The sequence below is a fragment of the Cupriavidus gilardii genome (assembly GCF_017598945.1).
Taxonomy (GTDB): Bacteria; Pseudomonadota; Gammaproteobacteria; order Burkholderiales; family Burkholderiaceae; genus Cupriavidus; species Cupriavidus gilardii_E.
Genome location: NZ_JAGFTW010000061.1, coordinates 95878 through 118981, shown reverse-complemented (window position 1 = coordinate 118981; position 23104 = coordinate 95878). Strand labels below are relative to the sequence as shown.

Here is a 23104-nt window from a genome sequence, read left to right as displayed (position 1 = left end):
GTCCTACCGTGAGCTCGCTCGTATCCGAAATTGCGCGTCGTCGCACCTTTGCCATCATTTCCCACCCCGACGCCGGCAAGACCACGCTGACGGAAAAGCTGCTGTGGTTCGGCGGCGCGATCCAGGTCGCCGGCGAGGTGCGGGCGCGCAAGGCCGACCGCCACGCCACCTCCGACTGGATGGAGCTGGAAAAGCAGCGCGGCATTTCGGTGACTTCGTCGGTGATGCAGTTCCCCTACCGCGAGCACATCGTCAACCTGCTCGACACCCCGGGCCACGAGGACTTCTCGGAAGACACGTACCGCACGCTGACCGCGGTCGACTCGGCGGTGATGGTGATCGACTCGGTCAACGGCGTCGAGGCGCAGACGATCAAGCTGCTGAACGTCTGCCGGCTGCGCGACACGCCGATCCTGACCTTCATCAACAAGCTGGACCGCGAAGGGCGCTCGCCGATCGAGCTGCTCGACGAAATCGAGGACGTGCTGAAGATCCAGTGCGCGCCGATGACCTGGCCGATCGGCATGGGCAAGTCCTTCCGCGGCGTCTATCACCTGATCGACGACAAGGTGCAGCTGTTCGATCCGCACGGCGACAAGGGCACCGCCGCGATCGTCGATGGGCTCGACAATCCCGAGCTCGACCGCGTGCTGGGCTCGCAGGCCGACGAATTGCGCGTCGAGATCGAGCTGGTGCGCGGCGCCTCGCACGCGTTCGACAAGGACGCCTTCCTGGCCGGCAAGCAGACCCCGGTTTATTTCGGCTCGGCGATCAACAACTTCGGCGTGCAGTCGCTGCTCGATGCGCTGTGCGACCTGTCGCCGTCGCCGCAGCCGCGCGCGGCCGATAGCCGCACGGTGCAGCCGGACGAGGCCAAGTTCACCGGCTTCGTGTTCAAGATCCAGGCCAATATGGACCCGCGCCACCGCGACCGCATTGCCTTCGTGCGGGTCTGTTCGGGACGCTTCACGCGCGGCATGAAGCTGCTGCACGTGTCGGCCGGCAAGACCGTGGCGATCAACAACGCGATCACGTTCATGGCGCAGGATCGCAACACCACCGAGGAAGCCTACGCCGGCGACATCATCGGCGTGCCCAATCACGGCACGATCCGGCTCGGCGACGTCTTCACCGAGGGCGAGCCGCTGAAGTTCACCGGCATCCCCTCGTTCGCGCCGGAGTTCTTCCGCCGTGCACGGCTGAACAACCCGCTGAAGGTCAAGCAGTTGCAGAAGGGTTTGCAGCAGCTGGCCGAGGAAGGCGCGACGCAGATGTTCCGCCCGATCGCCTCGAACGACCTGGTGCTCGGCGCGGTCGGCATTCTGCAGTTCGATGTGGTGGCGCACCGGCTCGAGCACGAGTACGGCGTCGACGCGATCTTCGAATCGCACGATTGTGCGACCGCACGCTGGCTCAAGGGCGACCCGGCGGAGATCGAGAAGCTGATCGAGAAGGCTGGCCATAACGTCGCGCTGGACGGCGCCGGCGACCACGTCTATCTGGCGCCGAGCATGGTCAACCTGCGGCTGACGCAGGAACGCTTCCCGAACCTGCAGTTCATGGAGACGCGCGAGATCGTCTAGGCGGCTCGCGCCTCATCGTCCCCGCGCAGGCGGGGCCGCAGCGTCTTGCCCGCGGACACGCAGCGTGCCGCGGGCAAGACCGCTTCAAACCCCGCTTCAAACCCCGCTCAGAACGCCAGCGTCGCCTGCACGTAGAACGTGCGCGGCATGCCGACGTACTTGCCGAGGTTGTTGTCGGTCGAGCGCGTGAAATAGCGGCGATCGAACAGGTTCTTGACGCCCACCGCCACCTTCAGGTTCGACATCGACTTGCCGAAGTCGTAGCCCAGGCGCATGTGCACCAGCGCGTAGCCGGGGATGTCGCCATGTTGTCCATCAGGGCTCTCGGCGGTCCGATATGGGACGGTCCCGCTGGGATCGCCCGGCGAATGCTGGCGGGACTGCGCGAAGCCATCGACATTCAGCGTCCACCGATTGCGGCTATAGCGCACGCCGGCGGTCGCCACATGGCGCGAATAGAACGGCAGATCGCGCCCGGCGAAGGTGCCGAGGTTGTAAGTCGCTTCGGTAAAGGTGTACCCGGCATACGCCGACAGGCCGGCCAGCGTCTTCGACAGCGTGCCGAAGTCGTAGCGCAGCGAGCTCTCGATGCCGCGGTGGCGCGTCGCGCCGAGATTGGTCCACGCGTCCGGGCTGCCCATCGTGCCGCCGCGCAGCTGCAGCTCGTCGTCGAAGTCGATGTTGAACAGCGTCAGCTCGCCGCCCCAGCCGTTGGCGTTGAAGTGCGTCCCGAGCTCGTAGGTCTTGGCCTTTTCCGGCGCCAGACCGTTGGTGGTCTGCGCGATCTGGAAGTACTGCAGCGGGCCGAACGAGACGCCGGCATTGCCGAACAGCTTCCAGTTGTCGCTGACGTGGTACATCACCGCGAGCGAAGGCAGCGGCTCGTCCGATTTGATGTCGGTGCGCCGCTGCGTGAAATGGTCCGTCACGTTGGAGCGGATCATTTCATAGCGCAGGCCCGGCGTGATGGTCCAGTTGCCGACGTTGATGGTGTCGTCGATATAGACCGCGTTCGCCGTGGTGCCGCCGCTGCGCCATTGGTACATCGGCGAGGCGATCGTAGTCGGATCGACCGAGCCAGGTGTATAGGAAGCCGTGCGGAAAGCCTGCTCGTCGCTCGACTCGCGCAGGTAGCGGTAACCGACGCTCACCTCATGGCTGATGTTGGCGCCCCGGAACAGTTGCGAATACCGTGGCTCGACGGCGAAGGTGTGATAGTGGCGCGGGAATGAGCCAAAGCGACGTTGATTCCCGTTCGGGCTCTCGATCTGGCTGCCGCGGAAGCTGTCGGTGTAGTACGTCAGCACCTCGAACTTGCGGTTGTTGTCCTGGTGCGAGTACTTCAGTGAGACGTCGTTGCGGCGGCCGGCAAAGGTGTCGTAGGGCCGCACCGACTGGAACGGATCGACCGCGTATTGTTCCGCTGTCAGGCCGCCCGGCATGTCGGCCAGCGCCTCGTAATAGTGGTAGCTGGCGGTGATCTGGTCCGTGCTGGAGATCCGGTACGACCCCTTGAGCATCAGGTCGTCGATATCGACGCGGTCATTGCTGCGGCGATAGCCGTCGCCATGCACGCCCGAATACATCAGCGCGCCGCCGAGCCCGTTGTCATTGGTGCCGCCGATGAAGACGCTCGGCATCGTCTTCACATTGCCGCCGTGGGTTGCGATCTCGGTTTCTACCGACGCCTGCGCGGCGAAGGTCTGCGGAATCGGCCGGGTCACGAAGTTGATGATGCCGCCGACGTTCTGCGGGCCATAGCGCACCGAGCCGGCGCCGCGCACCACGTCGATGGTGTCGATATTGCCCATCGACAGCGGGGCCATCGACAGCTGCGGCTGGCCGTAGGGCGCCACCGCCAGCGGAATGCCGTCGAGCAGCACGGTCGAGCGCGGCGACAGGCGCGAGGCCAGGCCGCGCACGCCGACGTTCAGCGAGATATCGCTGCCGCCGGTGCCGTTGCTGTCCTGCACCTGCACGCCTGGCATCCGGCGCAGCACCTCGCGCACATTGGTGGCGCCGCTTTCCTCGATGGTCCGGCGGTCGGCGATCGAGCGCGCGCCCGGATGCTCCAGCACCTTGGTCTCGTTCGGCTGGTCCAGCCAGTTGCCGACCACGGTGACGGTGCTCAGCGTCTTGTCGGCCTCCGTGGCCAGTGCTGCGGTCTGCGCCGGCGCTGGTGCGGCAGCCTGGGCGGTCACCACGGGCTCGGCCGAACGGGCCGGGGACGACAGGCACAGCAGTGCGACGCCGGCGGCAGCGGCGGTCAGGCGGAAGGCGGCTTGCAAGATCGGATCCTGAAGAAGGCGGAAGGCGGAGCTGGAATGCGGCGTCGAGGTGGCGCTGCGGCGCGATGACGGCAACCGGGTGGAACCGGCATCACGGCGTCGGCGTCACCCGAGAAGCGGCGAATTATAAATGCGAAGCATTCTCAGAGCCGGAAAGCTGCCACGCCGTTATGGTCGACGTTGCATAAGCCCAACACCGCGCTGGCGGCAGGGAATCATGTAACGTCCAGCGCGCCTGACGCCGCTCCGCTAGAATTGCGGCTTGCCGGCGCCGCGCAAGCCACTTGCACGTGCCGCCCGGCTTCACGCCGTTCCGGCAGCCGCCAACGCACAAGGGCGGCGCCGCTTCTCTCTCCCGCCATGCCTTCCACCCCTGCCCGCACCGCCCCGGCCGCTTCCGATCCGGATTCGGTCTTTCGCGACCCCGGTTTCCGCATGTTCTGGTGTGCTCGTCTCTGTACGACGATCGGATACCAGATTCTGACCGTGGCGGTGGGTTGGCAGATGTACGACCTGACCGGCGATGCGCTGATGCTGGGGCTGGTCGGCCTCGTGCAGTTCCTGCCGTCGGTGGTGCTGCTGCTGATGTCGGGCCATGTCGCCGACCGCTTCGACCGCCGCCAGATCGTGCGGATCTGCCAGTTGACCGAGGCGGCCATTGCGCTGGGCATGGCGGCGGCCAGTCTGGCCGGCTGGGTCCGCCACGAGCACATCTTCATCTTCGTCGCGCTGCTCGGCGCGACGCGCGCCTTCGAGACTCCCACGCTGCAGGCGCTGCTGCCCAGCGTGGTGACGCCGCGCCAGCTGCCGCGCGCGGTGGCGCTGTCGAGCTCGGCGACGCAGACGGCGATCATCGTCGGCCCCGCGCTTGGCGGCTTTGCCTACGTGGCCGGCCCGGGCGTCGTCTACGCGATCGGCGCGCTGCTGTTCCTGGCCGCCGCCACGCTGATCACGCTGCTGCGGTTGCGCCAGCGGCCGCAGCGGCTGACGGCGCCGATCAGCGTCAGCACGCTGTTTGCCGGGTTTGCCTATATCCGCAGCCGGCCGGTGCTGCTCGGCGCCATCTCGCTCGATCTGTTCGCCGTGCTGCTGGGCGGCGCCACCGCGCTGCTGCCGATCTATGCGCGCGACATCCTGCATACCGGTCCGTGGGGCCTGGGCCTGCTGCGCTCCTCGCCGGCCATCGGCGCGCTGGCCACGGCGATCTGGCTGGCCCGCCATCCGCTCGAGCGCAAGGTGGGCCGGGTGATGTTCGGCGCGGTCGCGCTGTTCGGCCTGGCGACGATCTGCTTCGGGCTGTCGACCTTCCTGCCGTTGTCGATGCTGGCACTGGTGGTGCTGGGCGCCTCGGACATGATCAGCGTGGTGGTGCGCTCGACGCTGGTCCAGCTCGATACGCCGGACGACATGCGCGGCCGCGTCGGTGCGGTCAACTCGGTCTTTATCGGCGCGTCGAACCAGCTCGGCGAATTCGAATCCGGCGTGACGGCGGCCTGGCTGGGTCCGGTCGGCGCGGTGCTGCTGGGCGGCATCGGCACGCTGGTGGTGGTGGCGGTGTGGATGCGCCTCTTCCCGGACCTGGCGAACCGCAATCGGCTTCACGACAGCGCCGGCGGCACCTGAAGCCGTACCCGTTTCTGCGTGCCGTCACGTCAATAAAAGCGACGCTCGCGGCACTCCTTCCGAAATTTTTTCAATCCGCTGCAGCCCTTGTCCCGCAAGGGCTCGCGCCCGTTCGCCCCGCCGCCGGGCAAATATTCACTGAAACCATTTCTCCATCGATCTGTCCCGAAAATATTGTCAATTTCGATTATCTGTAGGCGAAGTCCGACATTGCGTCGGATGGGCGCGGGCAGACCCCGGCATCGCCGCGTGCGATAAGCATGGGAGTCCCGCACGCCTGCGGGCAAGGGAGCAGACCATCGATGTGCGGTATCGCAGGAGAGTTACGTTTCGATCAACACATGGCCGACCTTCACGCCGTGGCGGACATGGCGCGCGTGCAGGCCGCGCGTGGCCCTGACGGCGAAGGGCTGTTCGGTCTGGGCCGGCGCGCCTTCGGGCATCGCCGGCTGCGGATCATGGATCTGTCCGAACGCGCGCACCAGCCTTTCATCGACAACGCGCTGGGGATGGGCATCGTCTTCAACGGCGCCGTCTACAACCACCATGCGCTGCGCGAGGAACTGAGCGCGCGCGGCTACACGTTCTCGTCGACCGGCGACACCGAGGTCATCATCAAGGCGTGGCATGCCTGGGGCCCGGCGGCGCTGGATCGCCTGGCCGGCATGTTCGCGTTCGCGCTGTGGGAACGCGATACCGGCATCACGCATCTGGTGCGCGACCGCCTCGGCATCAAGCCGCTGTACTACAGCCAGGACGCGCAGCGCCTGCGCTTCGCCTCGACGCTGCCGGCGCTGCTCGCCGGCGGCGACATCGATACCTCGCTCGACCCGATCGCGCTGCATCACTATCTGACGCTGCACGCGGTGGTGCCGGCCCCGCATACGATCGTGCAGGGCGTGCGCAAGCTGCCGCCGGCCACGCACATGACGGTGCACGCCGATGGCCGCACCGAAACGCGCACCTGGTGGCGGCTCGACTTCTTGCACGACGCCGCCGACGAGGCGCGCTCCTTCGAGGAATGGCGCGACATGACGCTGGCCGCGCTGCGCGATGCGGTGCGCCTGCGCACCGTCGCCGATGTGCCCGTCGGCGTGCTGCTGTCCGGTGGGGTCGACTCCAGCCTGATCACCGGCCTGCTCGCAGAAACGGGTACGCCCGACCTGCGCACCTATGCGATCGGCTTCGAGGCGGCCGGCGGCGAGGCCGGCGACGAGTTCCACTATTCCGATCTGGTGGCGCGGCATTTCGGCACGCGCCACGAGAAGATGATGATCCCGGCGGCCGATCTGCTGGCCGCGCTGCCCGACGCGATCCGTGCGATGAGCGAGCCGATGGTCAGCCACGACTGCGTGGCCTTCTATCTGCTGTCGGCCGCGGTCGCGCGCCATAGCCGCGTGGTGCAGAGCGGGCAGGGGGCCGACGAGGTGTTCGGCGGCTACCACTGGTATCCGCCGCTGGCCGCCAATACCGATGCGGACGGCGGCGTCGCGGCCTATCGCAAGGTGTTCTTCGACCGTACGCAGTCGGAGATGGCGGAGCTGCTGTCGCCGCAATGGCTGGCCGACGATCCGAGCGGCCGCTTCCTGGCGGCGCATTTCGCCATGCCGGGCGCCGACAACGCGATCGACCGCGCGCTGCGGCTCGACACCACGGTGATGCTGGTCGAGGACCCGGTCAAGCGCGTCGACAACATGACGATGGCGCATGCGCTGGAGGCGCGAGTGCCCTTCCTCGATCACCGGCTGGTGGAGCTGGCCGCGCGCATGCCGGCGCGCCACAAGATCGCCGCCGGCGGCAAGCACGTGCTGAAGGAGGCCGCGCGCCAGGTGATCCCCGCCGAAGTGATCGACCGTCCGAAGGGCTATTTCCCGGTGCCGGCGCTGAAGTATCTGCGCGGCCCGTTCCTCGACTACGTGCGCGGCCTGGTCGACAGCGATGCGGCGCGCCAGCGCGGCCTGTACCGGCCGGGCGTGGTCGAGTCGATGCTGGCCGAACCGGATGCCCACATCACCCCGCTCAAGGGTTCGAAGCTGTGGCAGGTCGCGCTGCTCGAGGCGTGGCTGCAGACGCATGGCCTGTGAGGCCGGCCATGACTGGCGATCGACCCGCAGGCCCCGAGCCCGACGATGAAGCCAACGGCCGCCGCGCGCGGCCGCAGTCCCTTGTTGGCAACGACAGGAGCCAGAACGCGGACAACAACGAGGAGAAAGATCGAATGTCGACCGTCAATGCGGAAATCCGTCCGGCCAAGCCGTCGCTGCTGGCCGATTCCCTCCATCTCGGTGCGCCCGTCGAGGGCGAAGGCCAGACGCCCCGCGCCGTGATGCACGATGCCGGCGGCGCGCCCGCGCAGCCGGATCCCGCGATGCAGCCGAGCCCCGCGCCGGCGCCGGTGTCCGCGCGCCCGAACGCGGTGCTCGACTGCGGCTGGGGCCGCCTGATGTTTGCGCCGTCGTTCGAATCGCCGGCGCGGCTGGCCGCCGAACTGCAGCAGGAAGCGCCGGGCCGGCGCGATATCGCGCTCTATGTGGAAGCGCCGCAGCTGCTGCTGGCCGAGGCGCCGCAGACGCTGTTTCTGGACCCGTCGCTGCTGTTCCGCCGCACGCTCGAAGACGGCGATGCTGCGGCGGCCGCCACCGGCGCGGCGGGCGTGACGATCCGCCGCCTGTCGACCCGCGCCGATATTGCCGCGATCAACCGGCTCTATTCGTCGCGCCACATGGTGCCGCTCGATCCCGCCACTGTCTGGCGCCAGCGCGATCATGACGCGGTGATCTATCTGATCGCCGAGGACGAGTCCACTGGCGACATCATCGGCTCGGCGATGGGCGTCGACCATCTGCTGGCCTTCGGCGATGAGCGCGGCGGCAGCAGCCTGTGGTGCCTGGTGGTCGACCCGCAGACGCATCTGGCCGGCGTCGGCCAGGCGTTGGTGCGCGAACTGATCGCGCTGTTCGCCTCGCGCGGGCGCAAGCACCTCGATCTGTCGGTGCTGCACGACAACCAGCATGCGATCGGCCTGTACCACAAGCTCGGCTTCGTGCAGATCGACGGCTTCGTCGTCAAGCACAAGAACGCCATCAACGAGCCCTTGTTCGCCGGCTCCAGCGAGTGCGACAACCTCAATCCGTATGCCGCGCTGATCGTCAAGGAAGCACGCCGGCGCGGCATCGGCGTCGAGATCATCGATGCGGACGCCGGTATCTTCAGCCTGCGCTACGGCGGCCGCGAGATTCTGTGCCGCGAGTCGCTGTCCGAGCTGACCGGCGCGGTGGCGATGACCTGGTGCCAGGACAAGGCGCTGACGCGCAAGCGGCTGGAGCAGGTTGGGCTGAAGGTGCCGGCGCAGCGCCAGGCCGCGACCGACGCCGAGAATCTTGCCTTCCTCGCCGAGCACGGATCGGTGGTGGTCAAGCCAGCCTTCGGGGAGCAGGGCCGCGGCATCAGCGTGGACGTCCGCACCGAGGAACACCTGCGCAGCGCCATCGAGACCGCGCACCAGGAGGGCGGCACCGTGCTGCTCGAATCGTTCTGCCCGGGCCAGGACCTGCGCATCGTGGTGATCGGCTACGAGGTCGTCGCCGCGGCGATCCGCAAGCCGGCCGAGGTGGTTGGCGACGGGCAGGCCGACCTGAAGACGCTGATCGAGCGCCACAGCGCGCGCCGCAGCGCGGCTACCGGCGGCGAGAGCCGCATTCCGCTCGACGCGGAGACCGAACGCTGTCTGGCGGCGCAGGGCCTGACGCTGCAATCGGTGCCGGCTGCCGGCCAGCGCGTGCCGGTGCGCAAGACCGCCAACCTGCATACCGGCGGCACGCTGCACGACGTCACCGGCCAGCTGCATCCGGTGCTGCGCGAGGCCGCGCAGACCGCGGCGCGCGCGCTGCGCATCCCGGTGGTCGGCCTGGACTTCCTGGTGCCGGCCGCGGACCAGCCGGAGTACGTGATCATCGAAGCGAACGAGCGGCCCGGCCTGGCCAATCACGAGCCCCAGCCGACTGCCGAGCGCTTCGTCGATCTGTTGTTTCCCTTTACTTCGTGAGCCGCGCCTTGAGCGTGCGGCGCCACGCATCGACATCCATGCAGAAACTGAAGATCGACCGGCTGTACCTGAAGACCGCGCTGCTCGAGCTGCTGTCCATTCCCAGCCCGGCGGGTTTGACCGACGAGATCGTGCACTACACCGCCCGCGTGCTCGACGGTCTCGACATTCCCTATCAGCTGACCCGGCGCGGCACCATTCGCGCGACGCTGCGCGGCAACAGCGCCAACAGCGGCATGGGGCCCGATTGCGCGATCGTCGCGCACCTGGACACGCTGGGCGCCATGGTGCGCGAGATCAAGCCCAACGGGCGGCTCGCGCTGGCGCCGATCGGCACCTGGTCCAGCCGCTTGGCCGAAGGCGGCCGCGTGACGCTGTTTACCGAACACGGCCGGCATCGCGGCTCGGTGCTGCCGCTGCTGGCCTCGGGTCACGTCTACAACGAGGCGGTCGACACCCAGCCGGTCAATTGGGATCAGCTCGAACTGCGGCTCGACGAACCGGCCTCGACGCCGGAGCAGCTGCGTGCGCTCGGCATCCAGGTCGGCGACTTCGTGGCCTTCGACGCCAATCCGGAAATTCTCGACAACGGCTATGTCGTCTCGCGACATCTGGACAACAAGGCCGGCGTCGCCGCCGTGCTCGCCGCGCTGAAGGCGGTGCGCGAGAGCGGCGCCTCGGTGCCGATGGACTGCCATGCGGTGTTCACGCTGACCGAGGAGGTCGGCTCGGGCGCCACCGCGGTGATCGAGGACGACGTCAGCGAGGTGATCGGCATCGATATTGGCCCGGTCGCGCCGGGGCAGGGCGCGCGCGAGGAAGGCGTGACGATTCCGCTGATGGACTCGGCCGGTCCGCACGACTATCACCTGACGCGGCGCCTGCTGCGGCTGTGCGACGAGCATGGCATTCCCAGCCATCGCGACGTGTTCCGCTTCTACCATTCGGATGCCGGTGCCGCCGTCAGCGCCGGCCACGACGTCCGTACCGCGCTGCTGTGCTTCGGCGCCGATGCCTCGCATGGCTACGAGCGGACGCATCTGGACGTGCTGGTGCATCTGGCCGAACTGCTGACCGTCTATATCCAGAGCGGGCCGACGTTGCCGGAGGACCGCCAGCGCCGCATGGGCTCGGTGGCCGGCTTCTCCCATCAGCTCGATCCGCGCCAGCTGACGCGCAGCGAGACGCCGTTGCCCGATGCCGGGGAACTGGTGCATACGCGCCGCGACAATTCGTCCGACAGTTCTTCCTGATGCCCGCGATGCCATCTTCTCCGGAGCCGACGCCATGGATCTGAATTTCCTCGACGCCGACAAGCTGCAGGCCACCTGGGCCTATCTGCTGCAATTGGCGGTGCACCAGGGCCTCAATGTGCTGGCCGCCCTTGCCATCCTGCTGGTGGGCTGGTGGCTCAGCGCGCGCGCCCGCAACGCGGTGCTGCACGCCTTCGACCGCCCCCATGTCGACGCGACGCTGCGGCCGATGCTTGGCAGCGTCACGCAGTGGGTGGTGCGCGTCGTTACCGTGGTCCTGGTGCTGTCGCAGTTCGGCGTGCAGACCGCGAGCATCATCGCGATGCTCGGTGCCGCGGGCCTGGCGATCGGGCTCGCGCTGCAGGGCACGCTGCAGAATATCGCCGCCGGCATCATGCTGGTGCTGCTGCGCCCGTTCCGCGTCGGCCAGTACATCGACGCCCAGGGCATCGCGGGCACCGTGCGCGAGACCGGGCTGTTCATGACCGAGCTGACCACCTTCGACGGTGTCTGCCTGCGCGTGCCGAACAACAAGATCTGGGGCAGCGCGATCACCAACTACAGCGAAAATCCGACGCGCCGGCTCGATATCGAGGTCACGGTGCCGTTCGGCGCCGACGTGCAGACCGCGCTGCGCGTGCTGCGCCATATGCTGGCCGACGACAAGCGCGTGCACGAGGTGCCGGCGGCCGAGGCAATGGTCGTCAACTTCACCAGCGAGGGCGTGACGCTGAACGTGCGGTGCTGGACGTCGAACGACGACTACTGGAATCTGCGCTTTGCCTTCTACGAGCGCATCAAGCGCGAGCTGCAGGCGGTGGGCATCGATATCGCGGTGCCGGTGCAGGAGCTGCGCGTGCCCGGCAATGGCGAGCAGGGCGCGGTGGTGCTGAACCATACGCCGCATGCCTCGCCGCATGCCTCGGCGCATGCGTCGCCGCCCTCGGCTATCGGCACGCCGCGGCGCGCCTAGCGGGAAAGCATCGGATCGCGAGCCCCGGGGCCTGTCGTTCCCGCGAAAGCGGGAACGACGGTTTTGTCATTCTTCCTGTGCGAACAGCGTGCAGGCCCCTTCCTCGGCCGTGCTGACGTTGCGGCGGAAATTGCCGAACAGGTCCCGGCCGACGCCATGCCGATTGCGGCTCAGGTCGGGCACATCGATCGTGCGGGCCTGCCATTCGGCCTGCGGCACCAGTGCGGTCAGGATGCCGGCCGGCGCGTCGACGCGGATCATGTCGCCGTCGCGAACCTTGCCGATGGCCCCGCCCTTCAGCGCCTCCGGGCAGACGTGGATCGCGGCCGGCACCTTGCCCGAGGCGCCCGACATGCGGCCGTCGGTGACCAGCGCCACGTGAAAGCCGCGGTCCTGCAGCACCGTCAGCGTCGGCGTCAGCTTGTGCAGCTCCGGCATGCCGCAGGCGGCCGGGCCCTGGAATGGCAGCACGGCGACGAAATCGCGTTCGAGCTCGCCGCGCTTGAAGGCGGCCAGCATGTCGTCCTGATGATGGAACACGCGCGCCGGTGCCTGCACCACCTGATGCTCGGCCTTGACCGCCGAGGTCTTGATCACCGCGCGTCCCAGATTGCCGTCCAGCACCTTGATGCCGCCGTCCGGCGCGAACGGCTCGCCGGCGCCGCGCACCACCGAGGCGTCCAGCGATTCGGTCGGCCCATCGATCCAGACCAGCTTGCCCTCGCGCAGCGCCGGCTCGCGCGTGTAGTCCTGCAGGCCCTGGCCGACGATGGTGGTGACATCGTCATGCAGCAGGCCGCGCGCGAGCAGGCCGCGGATCACCAGCGCCAGGCCGCCCGCGGCCTGGAAGCCGTTGACGTCGGCCTGGCCGTTCGGATAGACCCGCGCCAGCAGCGGCACCACCGCCGACAGCTCGTCGAAATCGTCCCAGGTCAGCATGATGCCGGCCACGCGCGCCATCGCGATCAGATGCAGCGTGTGGTTGGTCGAGCCGCCGGTCGCCAGCAGGCCGACGATGCCGTTGACGAAGGCGCGTTCGTCCAATACCTGCGCGATCGGCGTGTAGCGCTCTCCCCCGTGGACCATCCGCAGCGCCTGGCGCGCGGCCTCGCGCGTCAGCGCCTCGCGCAGCGGCGTGTGCGGGTTGATGAAGGCGGTGCCGGGCAGATGCAGGCCCATGATCTCCATCAGCATCTGGTTCGAATTGGCAGTGCCGTAGAAGGTGCAGGTGCCCGGCGAATGGTAGGACTTGCTCTCGGCTTCCAGCAGCTCCTCCCGCCCGATCTTGCCCTGCGCATACAGCTGGCGGATGCGCGCCTTCTCCTCGTTGGGGATGCCGGTCGGCATCGGCCCGCCCGGCACGAACACCGCCGGCAGATGGCCGAACGACAGCGCGCCCATCACCAGCCCGGGCACGATCTTGTCGCAGATGCCCAGGTACAGCGCGGCATCGAACATCTGGTGCGACAGCGCGACCGCGGTGGCCTGTGCGATCACGTCGCGCGAGAACAGCGACAGTTCCATGCCGTCCTGACCCTGCGTCACGCCGTCGCACATCGCCGGCACGCCGCCGGCGAACTGCGCGGTGCCGCCAGCCTCCAGCGCGGTCTCCTTGAGCCAGGCGGGGAACTCTCCGAGCGGTTGGTGCGCCGAAAGCATGTCGTTGTACGAAGACACGATCGCCAGATTGGGCCGTTCCTCGGCCTTCAGGCGGATCTTGGCGGGCTCCGGCATCGAGGCAAAGCCGTGGGCAAGGTTCGTGCAGGACAACTGCGCGCGTTGCACCTTGCTGCCGGCCATGGCCTGCGTGCGGGACAGGTAGGCCTGACGCGTCGGCGCGCTGCGGGCCACGATGCGGGCCGTCACTTGTTCGAGTACGGGATGGGACATGGGGCTCTCTCCAGCGGAATTCTTCAATGTCGCGGGGGACGTTGCCGTTCAGCCTAGCGCATGTCATCGGGGCTTGCATGGAGCATGCCCGCCGCGCCGGGGGGTCCCCGCGCTGGCTGCCGCGTGGCTCGCAATGCGCCCGCGACTCACGTAAACTGGCCGCATCGGCCGCGCTACGGGGTCTCTATCAAGCGACAAGGAGGTCAGGGTGAGCATGCCCGATTTCGACATGGTGCTGGTTGGCGGCACCGGTGACCTGGCCAGGCGCAAACTGCTGCCGGCCTTGTTCGACGCGCATCGCGCCGGATTGTTGCATCCCGCGGCGCGCATTCTGGCCACGGGCAGCCATCCTTCCACCACCGAGGAGTACGTCGCCACGCTCGAGCAGGGCATGCGGCCCGGCCTCGAACACGCGCCGCCCGGCGACTGGGCCAGCTTCGTGCAGCGGCTGTGCTACGTGCAGGCCGACGCGCGGCAGCCGGAACATTTCGATGCGCTGGCGCGCAAGGTGCTGTCCCGCCAGCCCGAGGTCGTGGTCTGCTACCTGGCCACCGCACCGCATCTGTTCGTGCCGATCTGCGAGCAGTTCGGCCGCACCGGCCTGAACCATCCCAACGTGCGCGTGGTCCTGGAAAAACCGCTGGGCCACGATCTGGATTCGAACGAGGCGATCAACGCCGCGGTGGCCCGCTACTTCGCCGAGGAGCAGATCTACCGGATCGACCATTACCTGGGCAAGGAGTCGGTGCAGAACCTGATGGCGATCCGCTTCGGCAACGCGTTGTTCGAGCCGCTGTGGCGCCGCGAGTGGGTGCAGGACGTGCAGATCACGATCGCCGAGGAGCTCGGCGTCGAGGGCCGCGGCGACTTCTACGACCAGACCGGCGCGCTGCGCGACATGGTGCAGAACCACCTGCTGCAGCTGCTGTGCATGGTCGCGATGGAGCCGCCCACCAGCCTGACCGAAGACGCGGTGCGCGACGAGAAGATCAAGATCCTGAAGGCGCTCAAGCCGATCTCGCCGCAGGAGGTCGCCGAGAAGACGGTGCGCGGCCAGTATCGCGCCGGCGCGATCGCCGGCAAGCCGGTGCCCGGCTATCTCGAGGAAGAAGGCATCGCGCCGGACAGCCGCACCGAGACGTTTGTCGCGATCAAGGCCGAGATCGCCAACTGGCGCTGGGCTGGCGTGCCGTTCTATCTGCGCACCGGCAAGCGGATGCAGTCGCGCGTGGCCGAGATCGTGATCCATTTCCGCGACGTGCCCCATGCGATCTTTCCGCGCCCGCTGACGCTGTCGCCGCAGAACCGGCTGGTGATCCGGCTGCAGCCCGAGGAAAGCATCCGGCTGTACTTCCTGGTCAAGCAGCCCGGCGACACGGTCGCGCTGACGCCGACCTCGCTCGATCTGGACTTCGCCAACTCGTTCAAGGTGCGCCGCGCCGGCGCCTACGAACGCCTGCTGCTCGACGTGATACGCGGACGGCTGGGGCTGTTCGTGCGCCGCGACGAGCAGGTGCAGGCATGGCGCTGGGTCGAACCGATCATCGACACCTGGGCCGACAGCACGCTGCCGCCCAAGCCCTATACCGCGGGCACCTGGGGGCCGGCGGCGTCGTCCGCGCTGCTGTCGCGCGACAACGCGCTGTGGCACGAGGAGGTTTGACCCCCCGCCTTGACGTCATCCCCTGCGTTCCAACGAACCCCGAATCCCGAAATCGCCATGCGCCGCTTCGAACATCCCTCGCTGCTCGACCAGGCCGAAGCGCTGGCCGGCTCCGTCAGCCACGCGCTCGACCTCGCCATCCAGGACCGCGGACACGCGGTGCTTGCCGTCTCCGGGGGGCGCTCGCCGGTGCCGATGTTCGAGCGGCTGCGCTATCGGCCGGTGCGCTGGGACGCGGTGAGCATCACGCTGGTCGATGAGCGCGCCGTGCCGCCTGGACACGAGGACAGCAACGCCCGGCTCGTGCAGGAGCATCTGCTGCGCGATGCCGCGGCCGCGGCCAGCTTCGTGCCGCTGATCGCCGATGCGCTCGAGGCGTCCGAGCCCGCGCGGGCGGTGGTCCGCCTCAATGGCGCGTTTGCTCAGCCGGACGTGGCCGTGCTCGGCATGGGCGAGGACGGCCATACCGCGTCGCTCTTCGCCGATGCGCCGGAGCTCGGCGAAGCGCTGAACGGCGATACGCCCTGCTATGTCGTGACGCGCCCGGCCAGCGCGCCGCATGCGCGCGTGACGCTGAACCTGACCGCCTTGCTGGCGACCGAGCGCGTCTTCCTGGCCTTTGCAGGCGCGGCCAAGGCCGAAGTGTTCGAGCGCGCGCTGCAGGAGCCCGGGCCCGCGCTGCCGGTGGGACTGGTCGCCAGCCGGCACCGTCATGGCTTCGATGTGTTCACCGCCTGACTTGGACACTGCTCCGCGCGTTGCCACGACCGCCCGAATTACGCCCGATGTTTTCCGCCCCGCGATGACTACCTACCCACGCCTGCTCGCCGATGTCGGCGGCACCAATGTCCGCTTCGCTTTGCAGACCGCGCCCGATGCGATCGGACCGGTGACCGCGCGGAAGGTCGCCGACTATCCGTCCCTGGAAGCGGCGATGCGGCACTACCTGTCGCAGCTGTCCGGTCCGCAGCCGCGCCATGCGGCGATCGGCCTGGCGAATCCGGTCACCGGCGATCGCGTCAAGCTGACCAACCACGCATGGGCGTTCTCCATCGAGGCGGTGCGCCAGGCGCTGGGTCTGGAGACGCTGCTGGCGTTGAACGATTTCACCGCGCTCGCGCTGGCCTTGCCGTATCTGCAGCCAGAAGAACTGGCGCCGGTGCGTGCCGGCACGCCCGCGGCCGGCACGCCGCTGGCTCTGATCGGTCCCGGCACCGGCCTCGGCGTGTCCGGCCTGATCCCGGGCCGCCACGGTGCGGGGCCGGTGGCGCTGGCCGGAGAGGGCGGGCATGTCGAACTGATGCCGGCCACCGACGACGAGTGGATCGCCTGGCATGCCGCGCATCGCGAGCACGGCCGCGTCTCGGCCGAACGGCTGCTGTCGGGCATGGGACTGTCGCATACGCATGCCGCGCTGGCCGCAGAAACGGGTACGCCCGTGCGCGTGCCGCTGACCGCGGCGGAGGTGACCGAGGGCGCCCTGCAGCGCGGCGACGCGCTCTGCCAGCGCGCGCTCGCGGTGTTCTGCGGCCTGCTCGGTTCGGTGGCGGCCGATGTGACGCTGATCCTCGGCGCACGCGGCGGCGTCTATATCGGCGGCGGCATCGTGCCGCGCTTCGTCGACGCGCTGGCGGCATCGAGCTTCAACGCGCGCTTCGTCGACAAGGGACGCATGCGCGCGTTCCTGGAGCCGGTGCCGGTGCAGGTGATTACCGCGCAGTTCCCCGCGCTGCCGGGGCTGGCACACGCGCTGGCCGAAGCGGTCGATCGGCGATGAGCCGCTGCCGCTGCTGGCGAACCAACGGAGCGAAGCGATGCGCGTGCTGCTGATCGAAGACGACACGATGATCGGCGAATCGGTGCGGCTCGCGCTGCGTCAGGAAGGCTTCGCCGTGGACTGGGTACGCGACGGGGAGTCCGGCCTGTCGGCCGCCACGCAACCGCCGGGCGTCGCCGCAGGCGGCGCGGCCGAAGGGCAGCACGATCTGGTGCTGCTCGATCTGGGCCTGCCGCGCCGCTCCGGCCTCGACGTGCTGGCCGGCATGCGGGCGCGTGGCGTCGCCACGCCGGTGCTGATCCTGACCGCACGCGACGCGGTTGCCGATCGCGTGGCCGGCCTGAACGCCGGTGCCGACGACTATCTGGTCAAGCCCTTCGACCTGCAGGAACTGGTGGCGCGCATTCACGCGCTGGCGCGGCGCGCGCAGGGCCGCGCCGAGCCGCTGGTGCGCTACGGTGCCATCGTGCTGAACCCGGCCACGCGCGAGGTCACGCTGGCCGGCGAGCCGGTCCATCTGTCGGCGCGCGAATACGCGCTGCTGGCCGCGCTGGTGGCACGCCCCGGCAAGGTCTGGTCGGTGCCGCAATTGCAGGAGAAGCTGTACGGCTGGGACGACGAGGTCGGCAGCAATACGGTCGAGGTCTATATCCACGCGCTGCGCAAGAAATTCGGCCAGGGTCTGATCCGCAATATCCGTGGCGTCGGCTATGTCTGTCCGAAGCTCGACGAGGCGGGCAAGGATGAAACCGCGGCCGAGGGAGCGCCGTGATGCGATCGATCCAGCGGACCCTGCTGTGGTGGCTGGCGCTCGGCCTGCTGGCCGGCATCGCGGCCGCCACCGCACTGATCTACGGCCAGGCCAGGCAGGAGGCGAACGCGCTGTTCGACTACCAGATGCGCCAGGTCGCGCTCGCGCTGCCGAGCCAGTTCAGCGGCCCGGCGATGCCATCGCTGTCGCCGCCGCTGCCGCCCGGCACCGACAATCTGTTCCGCTCGGACGAGGACGTGGTGATCCACATCTGGGATGGCACCGGCCGCAGCCTCTATCTGTCGCATTCGCGGCCGTTGCTGCCGCCGCGCGCCGAGCTCGGCTTCTCCAATGTGCGTACCGACGAGGGTGAATTCCGCATCTACAGCGTGCAACTGGGGGCGGCGGTGGTGCAGATCGCGCAGCCGATGAGCGCGCGCCGCGAAGTGGCGGCCCGGATGGCGCTGCGCACGGTCGCGCCGCTGCTGTTGCTGCTGCCGCTGCTGGGCTGGATGGTGTGGCTCGCGGTGGGACGCGGCCTGCGGCCGGTGCGCGAGATCGCGCGGCAGGTCGGCAAGCGCGATGCCAATGCGCTGTCGCCGCTGGCAGTTGCCGAAATGCCGGCCGAGATCGCGCCGCTGACCGAGGCGCTCAACCTGTTGCTCGCGCGGCTGTCCGACGCGATCGACACGCAGCGCGCGTTTATCGCCGATGCCGCGCACGCATTGCGCACGCCGCTGACCGCGCTGCAGCTGCAGGCGCAACTGGTCGAACGCGCCGACAGCGAACCGGCGCGCCGCGAAGCGGTCGGCAATCTGCGCGAAGGGCTGGAGCGGCTGACGCATCTGGTGACGCAGTTGTTGACGCTGGCGCGCCATGAGCCCGGCGCGGCCGTCCCGGGCCATCAGCCCGTCGCCTTGCGCGAGCTCGCCGCGACGGTGGTCGGCGAGATGACGCAGGCTGCGCTGGACCGGAATATCGACCTGGGCGTGGACGCGGCCGAGGGCGAGCCTGGGCAAGCCGCCGGTCTGACCGTGCACGGCGATCCCGATGCGCTGCGCATCCTGCTGACCAACCTGATCGACAACGCGCTGCGCTATGTGCCCGCCGGCGGCAAGGTCGACGTGCGCGTGCAGCGTTCGGACGCGGACCGGGTCGCGCTGATCGTCGCCGACAACGGCCCGGGCATTCCGCCCGAGCAGCGCGCCCGCGTGCTCGATCGCTTCTACCGCTTGCCCGATGCGCCCAGCGGCGGCAGCGGCCTGGGCCTGGCCATCGTCGACGAGATCGCCCAGGTGCATCGCGCCACGTTGACGCTGGAGGATAACGAGCCTGGTTTGCGGGTGAGGGTGGTGTTTCCTAAGGCCCGCACCCCGCACCGCGACTGAGGCCGGTGTGCTGCCGCGTTAGGCAACGCGGTACAGCGTACCCATTTCTGCGTCGCTTCCCCGACGGCCCGAATTCTTATCGCGGCTTGATGTGAAAGCGCGCGCGCTTTTGTATATGGCAGCGAAGGGCCCCGCATGCTGCAATCCGCGCGTCGCGTGCACCCTTTTCCCTTCCACGCCGCGCAGTCCACGCGACCCCTTTATATGTCACTACAGGCTGTTTCTTGCGGCGCGGATTAACCGTAACTACAATAAACCATGGAGACGACATTCGACTCCAGAAAGGACGCCGCAAACCTTGCGAAGCATGGCATCTCGCTGTCAATGGCCAAGCTGCTGGACTGGACCGAGGTGATGGCCTACGTGGACAGCCGCCAGGACTACGGTGAAGTCCGAGAGGTCGGCTTCGGCGTGATTGCGCATCGCTTGTATTGCGTCGTTTTCACGCAGCGGGGCAACGCCATGCACATCATCAGCATGCGCAAGGCCAACAAAAGAGAGGTGAAGAGCTATGTCGAAGAAACCCAAGCTCATCATGCCGACAGATGAGGAAGATGCCGCGATCAATCGTGGGATCGCCGAGGACCCGGACACCTATGAAGTTCCACCGGAGGACTTCAAGAAGATGAAGCGCTTGGGGCGACGTGGTCGGCCGCCCGTAGAGTCCCCGAAGAAGCTTGTCACTGTGCGCTATGAGCCGGAGATCATCAACGCGTTCAAGGCAAGTGGGGACGGGTGGCAGACAAGAATGAACGACGCGCTGGCACAGACGCTCAACATCACGTTCATTGGCGGTCCGCTGGACGGGCAGACCGTCCGGGACAATCCCTACACCCTTACGGCCTTGCTCAGCTATCGGCCCATCGAGGCTTTTCCGGACGATCCGCTCCGTAAAGTCAAGTATCACCGCGTCACAATCAAACGCGAAGTTGAGGGCGTAATACTGGAGCGAGATTTCTTTCTCAGCGAAGAGATCAACGCTGCAGATGGAAAAAGGAGGGCGTTGCGTGCGTGGGAGGCTTCGAGTCTGGACCATTGCCTGACTGATTTTTGAATCGCATAGCGAGGTAACCATGCAGATCGATCTCACCGGCAAGTCCGCCCTGGTCACCGCTTCGACCGCCGGCATCGGCCTGGCCATCGCCATTGGCCTGGCGCGCAGCGGCGCCACGGTGATCGTCAACGGCCGCAAGCAGGACACCGTCGAAGGCGCCATCGCGGACGTGGTTCGCGAAGTGCCGGGCGCCTCGGTGCGCGGTGTCGCGGCCGATGTCGGCAGCGCGGCGGGATGCGATGCCATCGTGGCCGCGGAGCCGGTGGTGGACATCCTGGTCAACAACGCCGGCATCTACGGTCCACGCGACTTCTACGAACTGAGCGACGAGGACTGGACCCGGATCTTCGATGTCAACGTGATGTCGGGCGTGCGGCTGGCGCGGGCGTATACGGCGGCCATGGCGGCGAGCGGCTGGGGCCGCGTGGTGTTCATCTCGTCGGAGTCGGCGTTGAACACGCCGGAGGACATGATTCACTACGGCTTCTCGAAGACGGCCCAGCTGGCGGTATCGCGCGGCCTCGCCAAACGGCTGAGCGGTACCGGCGTTACCGTCAACGCGGTATTGCCAGGACCCACGCTATCGGACGGCCTGCGCGAGATGCTGCGCGAGGATGCCGACAAGGCCGGGCTGTCGATCGAGGAAGCGGCGGCCGCGTTCGTCAAGGCGCATCGGCCCAGTTCGATCATCCAGCGCGCGGCCACGGTGGAGGAGGTCGCCAACATGGTGGTCTACGTCTGTTCGCCGCAGGCATCGGCGACCACCGGCGCCGCGTTGCGTGTCGATGGCGGCGTGGTCGACACCATCGCGTGAGCCTGGCAATGGCGTGACGGCGCGATGACGGGGCATCGACCGGGTTTGTTCCGCCTCCCATCACGCACGCAGAAACGGGTACGCTCCGCTCGCCCGCGTCTGAATGCATCGGCATCGCGCGACGCAGAAACGGGTACGGTGTCGACACGCATTGCCTGCCGGCGGGGCGGTTTTTCGCCGAATTCATCGCAAGCAGGCGTCCCGTCGAGGGCCCGTAAAGGGTCACGCAGAAACGGGTACGGTTTGCGAGCGGCGTACGCAGAAACGGGTACGCTTTCGCCCGCACGCGTGTCCTGGTAACGGAGCAACGAAAAACCGGCGCGCATGTCGATGCCATGCCGCGCCGGTGTCAGCCCTACAGGGCTGTTTCAGCCCTGTATCACACGGGTATCAAACCTCGGCCGGTTCCGATGCGGTGGCACGCGTGGCAACGACCGGCGCACCGACGGGCGCAACTGGCCGAGCCATCCGGGGCGACTCCGGCAGCGGACCGCAGAAGCCGAAGTCCACTTCGGGCACACGGCCGCCGATCAGTTCCGCGATCGCGCGTCCCGAGCCGCAGCCGTGAGTCCAGCCCAACGTGCCATGGCCCGTGTTCAGGTACAGCCCCTGCACCTTGCTCGCGCCGATATAAGGCACGTTGCCCGGCGTCGCGGGACGCAGACCGGTCCAGTAGCGCGCCAGCTCCGGACGGCTGACGCCGGGGAAGATCTCCAGCGTGCGCCGCACGATGGCCTCGCAGCGCACCGGGTTCAGTTCCATCGAATAGCCATTGAGCTCGGCGGTGCCGGCGATGCGCAGCCGGTCGCCCAGGCGCGAGAACACCAGCTTGTACTCGTCGTCGGTCAAGCTGACGCTGGGCGCGCGCTCCGGGTCCAGCACCGGCAGCGTGGCCGAATAACCCTTGGCCGGATAGATGTCGAGCTTGATGCCGAGCGGGCGCGCCAGCATCGGGCTGAAGCTGCCGAGCGCGAGCACATAGGCGTCGGCCTGCTCGACGGTGTAGGCGCCGGTCTCGTCGGCGATCTCGACCCCGCGCATGCGGCCGCCTTCGGCCAGCAGACGCTGCACGCGTACGCCATAGCGGAACCGTACGCCGCGCGCCTCGCACAGCGCGGCCAGGCCGGTGGTGAAGCGGTGCACGTCGCCGGACTCGTCCTCGCTGGTGTAGGTGGCGCCCGCCAGCCGCGGCTTGATCGCGGCCAAGGCCGGTTCAAGCTGCACCACCTCGTCGGGGCCGATCACGCGGCGTTCGCAGCCGAGCTCGCGCATGATCCGTGCCGGCTCGATGGCCGCGTCGAATTCCTTCTGGCTGGTATAGAAATGCAGGATGCCGCGCGTCAGATGATCGTATTCGATGCCGGTCTCGGCGCGCAGCGCCTGCAGGCTGGCGCGGCTGTAGGTGCCGAGGTTGAGCAGCTGGATCATGTTGCGGGTGGAACGCCGGGCCGGGCATTCGCGCAGGAATTTGAGGCCCCACGACCATTGCGCCGGGTCGGCGCGCAGGCGGAACAGCAGCGGCGCGTCCTCGCGTCCCAGCCAGCTCAGGAGTTTGAGCGGCGCCGACGGATTGGCCCAGGGTTCCGCATGGCTGACCGAGATCTGGCCGCCGTTGCCGAAGCTGGTTTCGCGTGCCGCGCCGGCATTGCGCTCGAGCACCACGACCTCGTGGCCGGCCTTGGACAGATACCACGCCGAGGCCACGCCGATCACGCCGGCCCCCATCACGATGACTTTCATTTCAGGCTCCAGGATGCAAAAAGGGGCAGCCGGCCGGCATCGTCGATGCCAACGCGGCTGCCCCCACTGTCCTTTTGCCTGAGAGATTCACCGTGTCCACCCGGACCCGGCTTGCCCCTTCGGCGGCCGTCATCGTCGATAGGCGATGGCGGCGCTCTCCAGTTCGTTGTCGTCTCCAGTCTTCGGTACCTGAGCGTTTCGGGGGTACGCCTTCGGCAGCGCTGCCGCCGCGCTGTCGCGCCGCAGGCTCGCGTTCTCCTGG

16 protein-coding genes, 1 pseudogene and 1 riboswitch are annotated in these 23104 nt (G+C 68.1%); of the genes and pseudogenes, 14 read left to right on the top strand and 3 right to left on the bottom strand.

Annotated features, from left to right (window positions below; all coding sequences use genetic code 11):
- The first annotated feature begins 8 nt into the window (after positions 1–8).
- Positions 9–1583: a peptide chain release factor 3 gene (locus J5T34_RS23680; protein ID WP_208583335.1), complete on the top strand. Its 1575-nt coding sequence runs from the start codon at positions 9–11 to the stop codon at positions 1581–1583.
- Positions 1584–1690: 107 nt separating this feature from the next.
- Here J5T34_RS23680 and J5T34_RS23675 read toward each other — a convergent pair whose 3' ends face one another.
- Positions 1691–3871 carry a TonB-dependent receptor family protein gene (locus J5T34_RS23675; protein ID WP_208583334.1) on the bottom strand — a complete coding sequence of 727 codons (2181 nt, stop codon included), beginning with the start codon at positions 3869–3871 and terminating at the stop codon, positions 1691–1693.
- Between the two features lie 360 nt (positions 3872–4231).
- On the opposite strand from J5T34_RS23675, the gene J5T34_RS23670 reads away from it, so the two are divergent.
- From J5T34_RS23670 to J5T34_RS23650, 5 genes are all read left to right on the top strand, one after another.
- Positions 4232–5494, top strand: coding sequence for an MFS transporter (locus J5T34_RS23670; RefSeq protein ID WP_208583333.1), 1263 nt, complete (start codon positions 4232–4234; stop codon positions 5492–5494).
- A 302-nt stretch (positions 5495–5796) separates the two neighbouring features.
- Positions 5797–7578, top strand: coding sequence for an N-acetylglutaminylglutamine amidotransferase (locus tag J5T34_RS23665; RefSeq protein ID WP_208583332.1), 1782 nt, complete (start codon positions 5797–5799; stop codon positions 7576–7578).
- A gap of 134 nt (positions 7579–7712) precedes the next feature.
- A complete protein-coding gene (gene ngg / locus J5T34_RS23660) occupies positions 7713–9539 on the top strand; it encodes an N-acetylglutaminylglutamine synthetase (protein ID WP_244259210.1) in 1827 nt (608 codons plus the stop codon).
- Between the two features lie 38 nt (positions 9540–9577).
- Positions 9578–10792, top strand: a complete 1215-nt coding sequence (locus J5T34_RS23655) for an osmoprotectant NAGGN system M42 family peptidase (RefSeq protein WP_208583331.1) — start codon at positions 9578–9580, stop codon at positions 10790–10792.
- A gap of 34 nt (positions 10793–10826) precedes the next feature.
- Positions 10827–11765 carry a mechanosensitive ion channel family protein gene (locus tag J5T34_RS23650; RefSeq protein WP_208583330.1) on the top strand — a complete coding sequence of 313 codons (939 nt, stop codon included), beginning with the start codon at positions 10827–10829 and terminating at the stop codon, positions 11763–11765.
- Positions 11766–11831: 66 nt separating this feature from the next.
- On the opposite strand, the gene edd is transcribed toward J5T34_RS23650, so the two are convergent.
- Complete coding sequence (edd, locus tag J5T34_RS23645; protein WP_208583329.1) at positions 11832–13655, bottom strand: phosphogluconate dehydratase; 1824 nt, start codon at positions 13653–13655, stop codon at positions 11832–11834.
- A gap of 214 nt (positions 13656–13869) precedes the next feature.
- Here edd and zwf point away from each other — a divergent pair, with 214 nt between their 5' ends.
- From zwf to J5T34_RS23605, 8 genes and pseudogenes are all read left to right on the top strand, one after another.
- Positions 13870–15318: a glucose-6-phosphate dehydrogenase gene (gene zwf / locus J5T34_RS23640; protein ID WP_208583328.1), complete on the top strand. Its 1449-nt coding sequence runs from the start codon at positions 13870–13872 to the stop codon at positions 15316–15318.
- Positions 15319–15375: 57 nt separating this feature from the next.
- On the top strand, positions 15376–16056 hold the full coding sequence (pgl, locus tag J5T34_RS23635; protein WP_208583327.1) for a 6-phosphogluconolactonase: 681 nt from the start codon (positions 15376–15378) through the stop codon (positions 16054–16056).
- A 64-nt stretch (positions 16057–16120) separates the two neighbouring features.
- The gene (gene glk, locus J5T34_RS23630) at positions 16121–17095 is read left to right on the top strand and encodes a glucokinase (RefSeq protein ID WP_208583326.1); all 975 of its coding nucleotides are present in this window, start codon (positions 16121–16123) and stop codon (positions 17093–17095) included.
- A 37-nt stretch (positions 17096–17132) separates the two neighbouring features.
- Positions 17133–17867 (top strand): response regulator, encoded by a 735-nt coding sequence (locus tag J5T34_RS23625; RefSeq protein ID WP_208583325.1) that lies wholly within the window; start codon positions 17133–17135, stop codon positions 17865–17867.
- On the top strand, positions 17867–19234 hold the full coding sequence (locus J5T34_RS23620; RefSeq protein WP_208583324.1) for a sensor histidine kinase: 1368 nt from the start codon (positions 17867–17869) through the stop codon (positions 19232–19234). Before J5T34_RS23625 ends, J5T34_RS23620 begins: the two co-directional genes overlap by 1 nt.
- Before the next feature lie 258 nt (positions 19235–19492).
- On the top strand, positions 19493–19783 hold the full coding sequence (locus tag J5T34_RS23615; RefSeq protein ID WP_208583323.1) for a BrnT family toxin: 291 nt from the start codon (positions 19493–19495) through the stop codon (positions 19781–19783).
- A pseudogene (locus J5T34_RS24015) lies at positions 19746–20009 on the top strand (BrnA antitoxin family protein); the annotation flags it as partial. The gene J5T34_RS23615 and the pseudogene J5T34_RS24015, both read left to right, overlap by 38 nt.
- 298 nt (positions 20010–20307) lie before the next feature.
- A complete protein-coding gene (locus tag J5T34_RS23605) occupies positions 20308–21102 on the top strand; it encodes an SDR family NAD(P)-dependent oxidoreductase (protein WP_208583321.1) in 795 nt (264 codons plus the stop codon).
- Between the two features lie 390 nt (positions 21103–21492).
- Here the strand turns inward: J5T34_RS23605 and J5T34_RS23600 are convergent, their stop codons facing one another.
- Complete coding sequence (locus tag J5T34_RS23600; RefSeq protein WP_208583320.1) at positions 21493–22842, bottom strand: D-amino acid dehydrogenase; 1350 nt, start codon at positions 22840–22842, stop codon at positions 21493–21495.
- 56 nt (positions 22843–22898) lie between these two features.
- Positions 22899–23014: riboswitch (glycine riboswitch) on the bottom strand.
- Positions 23015–23104 lie beyond the last annotated feature (90 nt).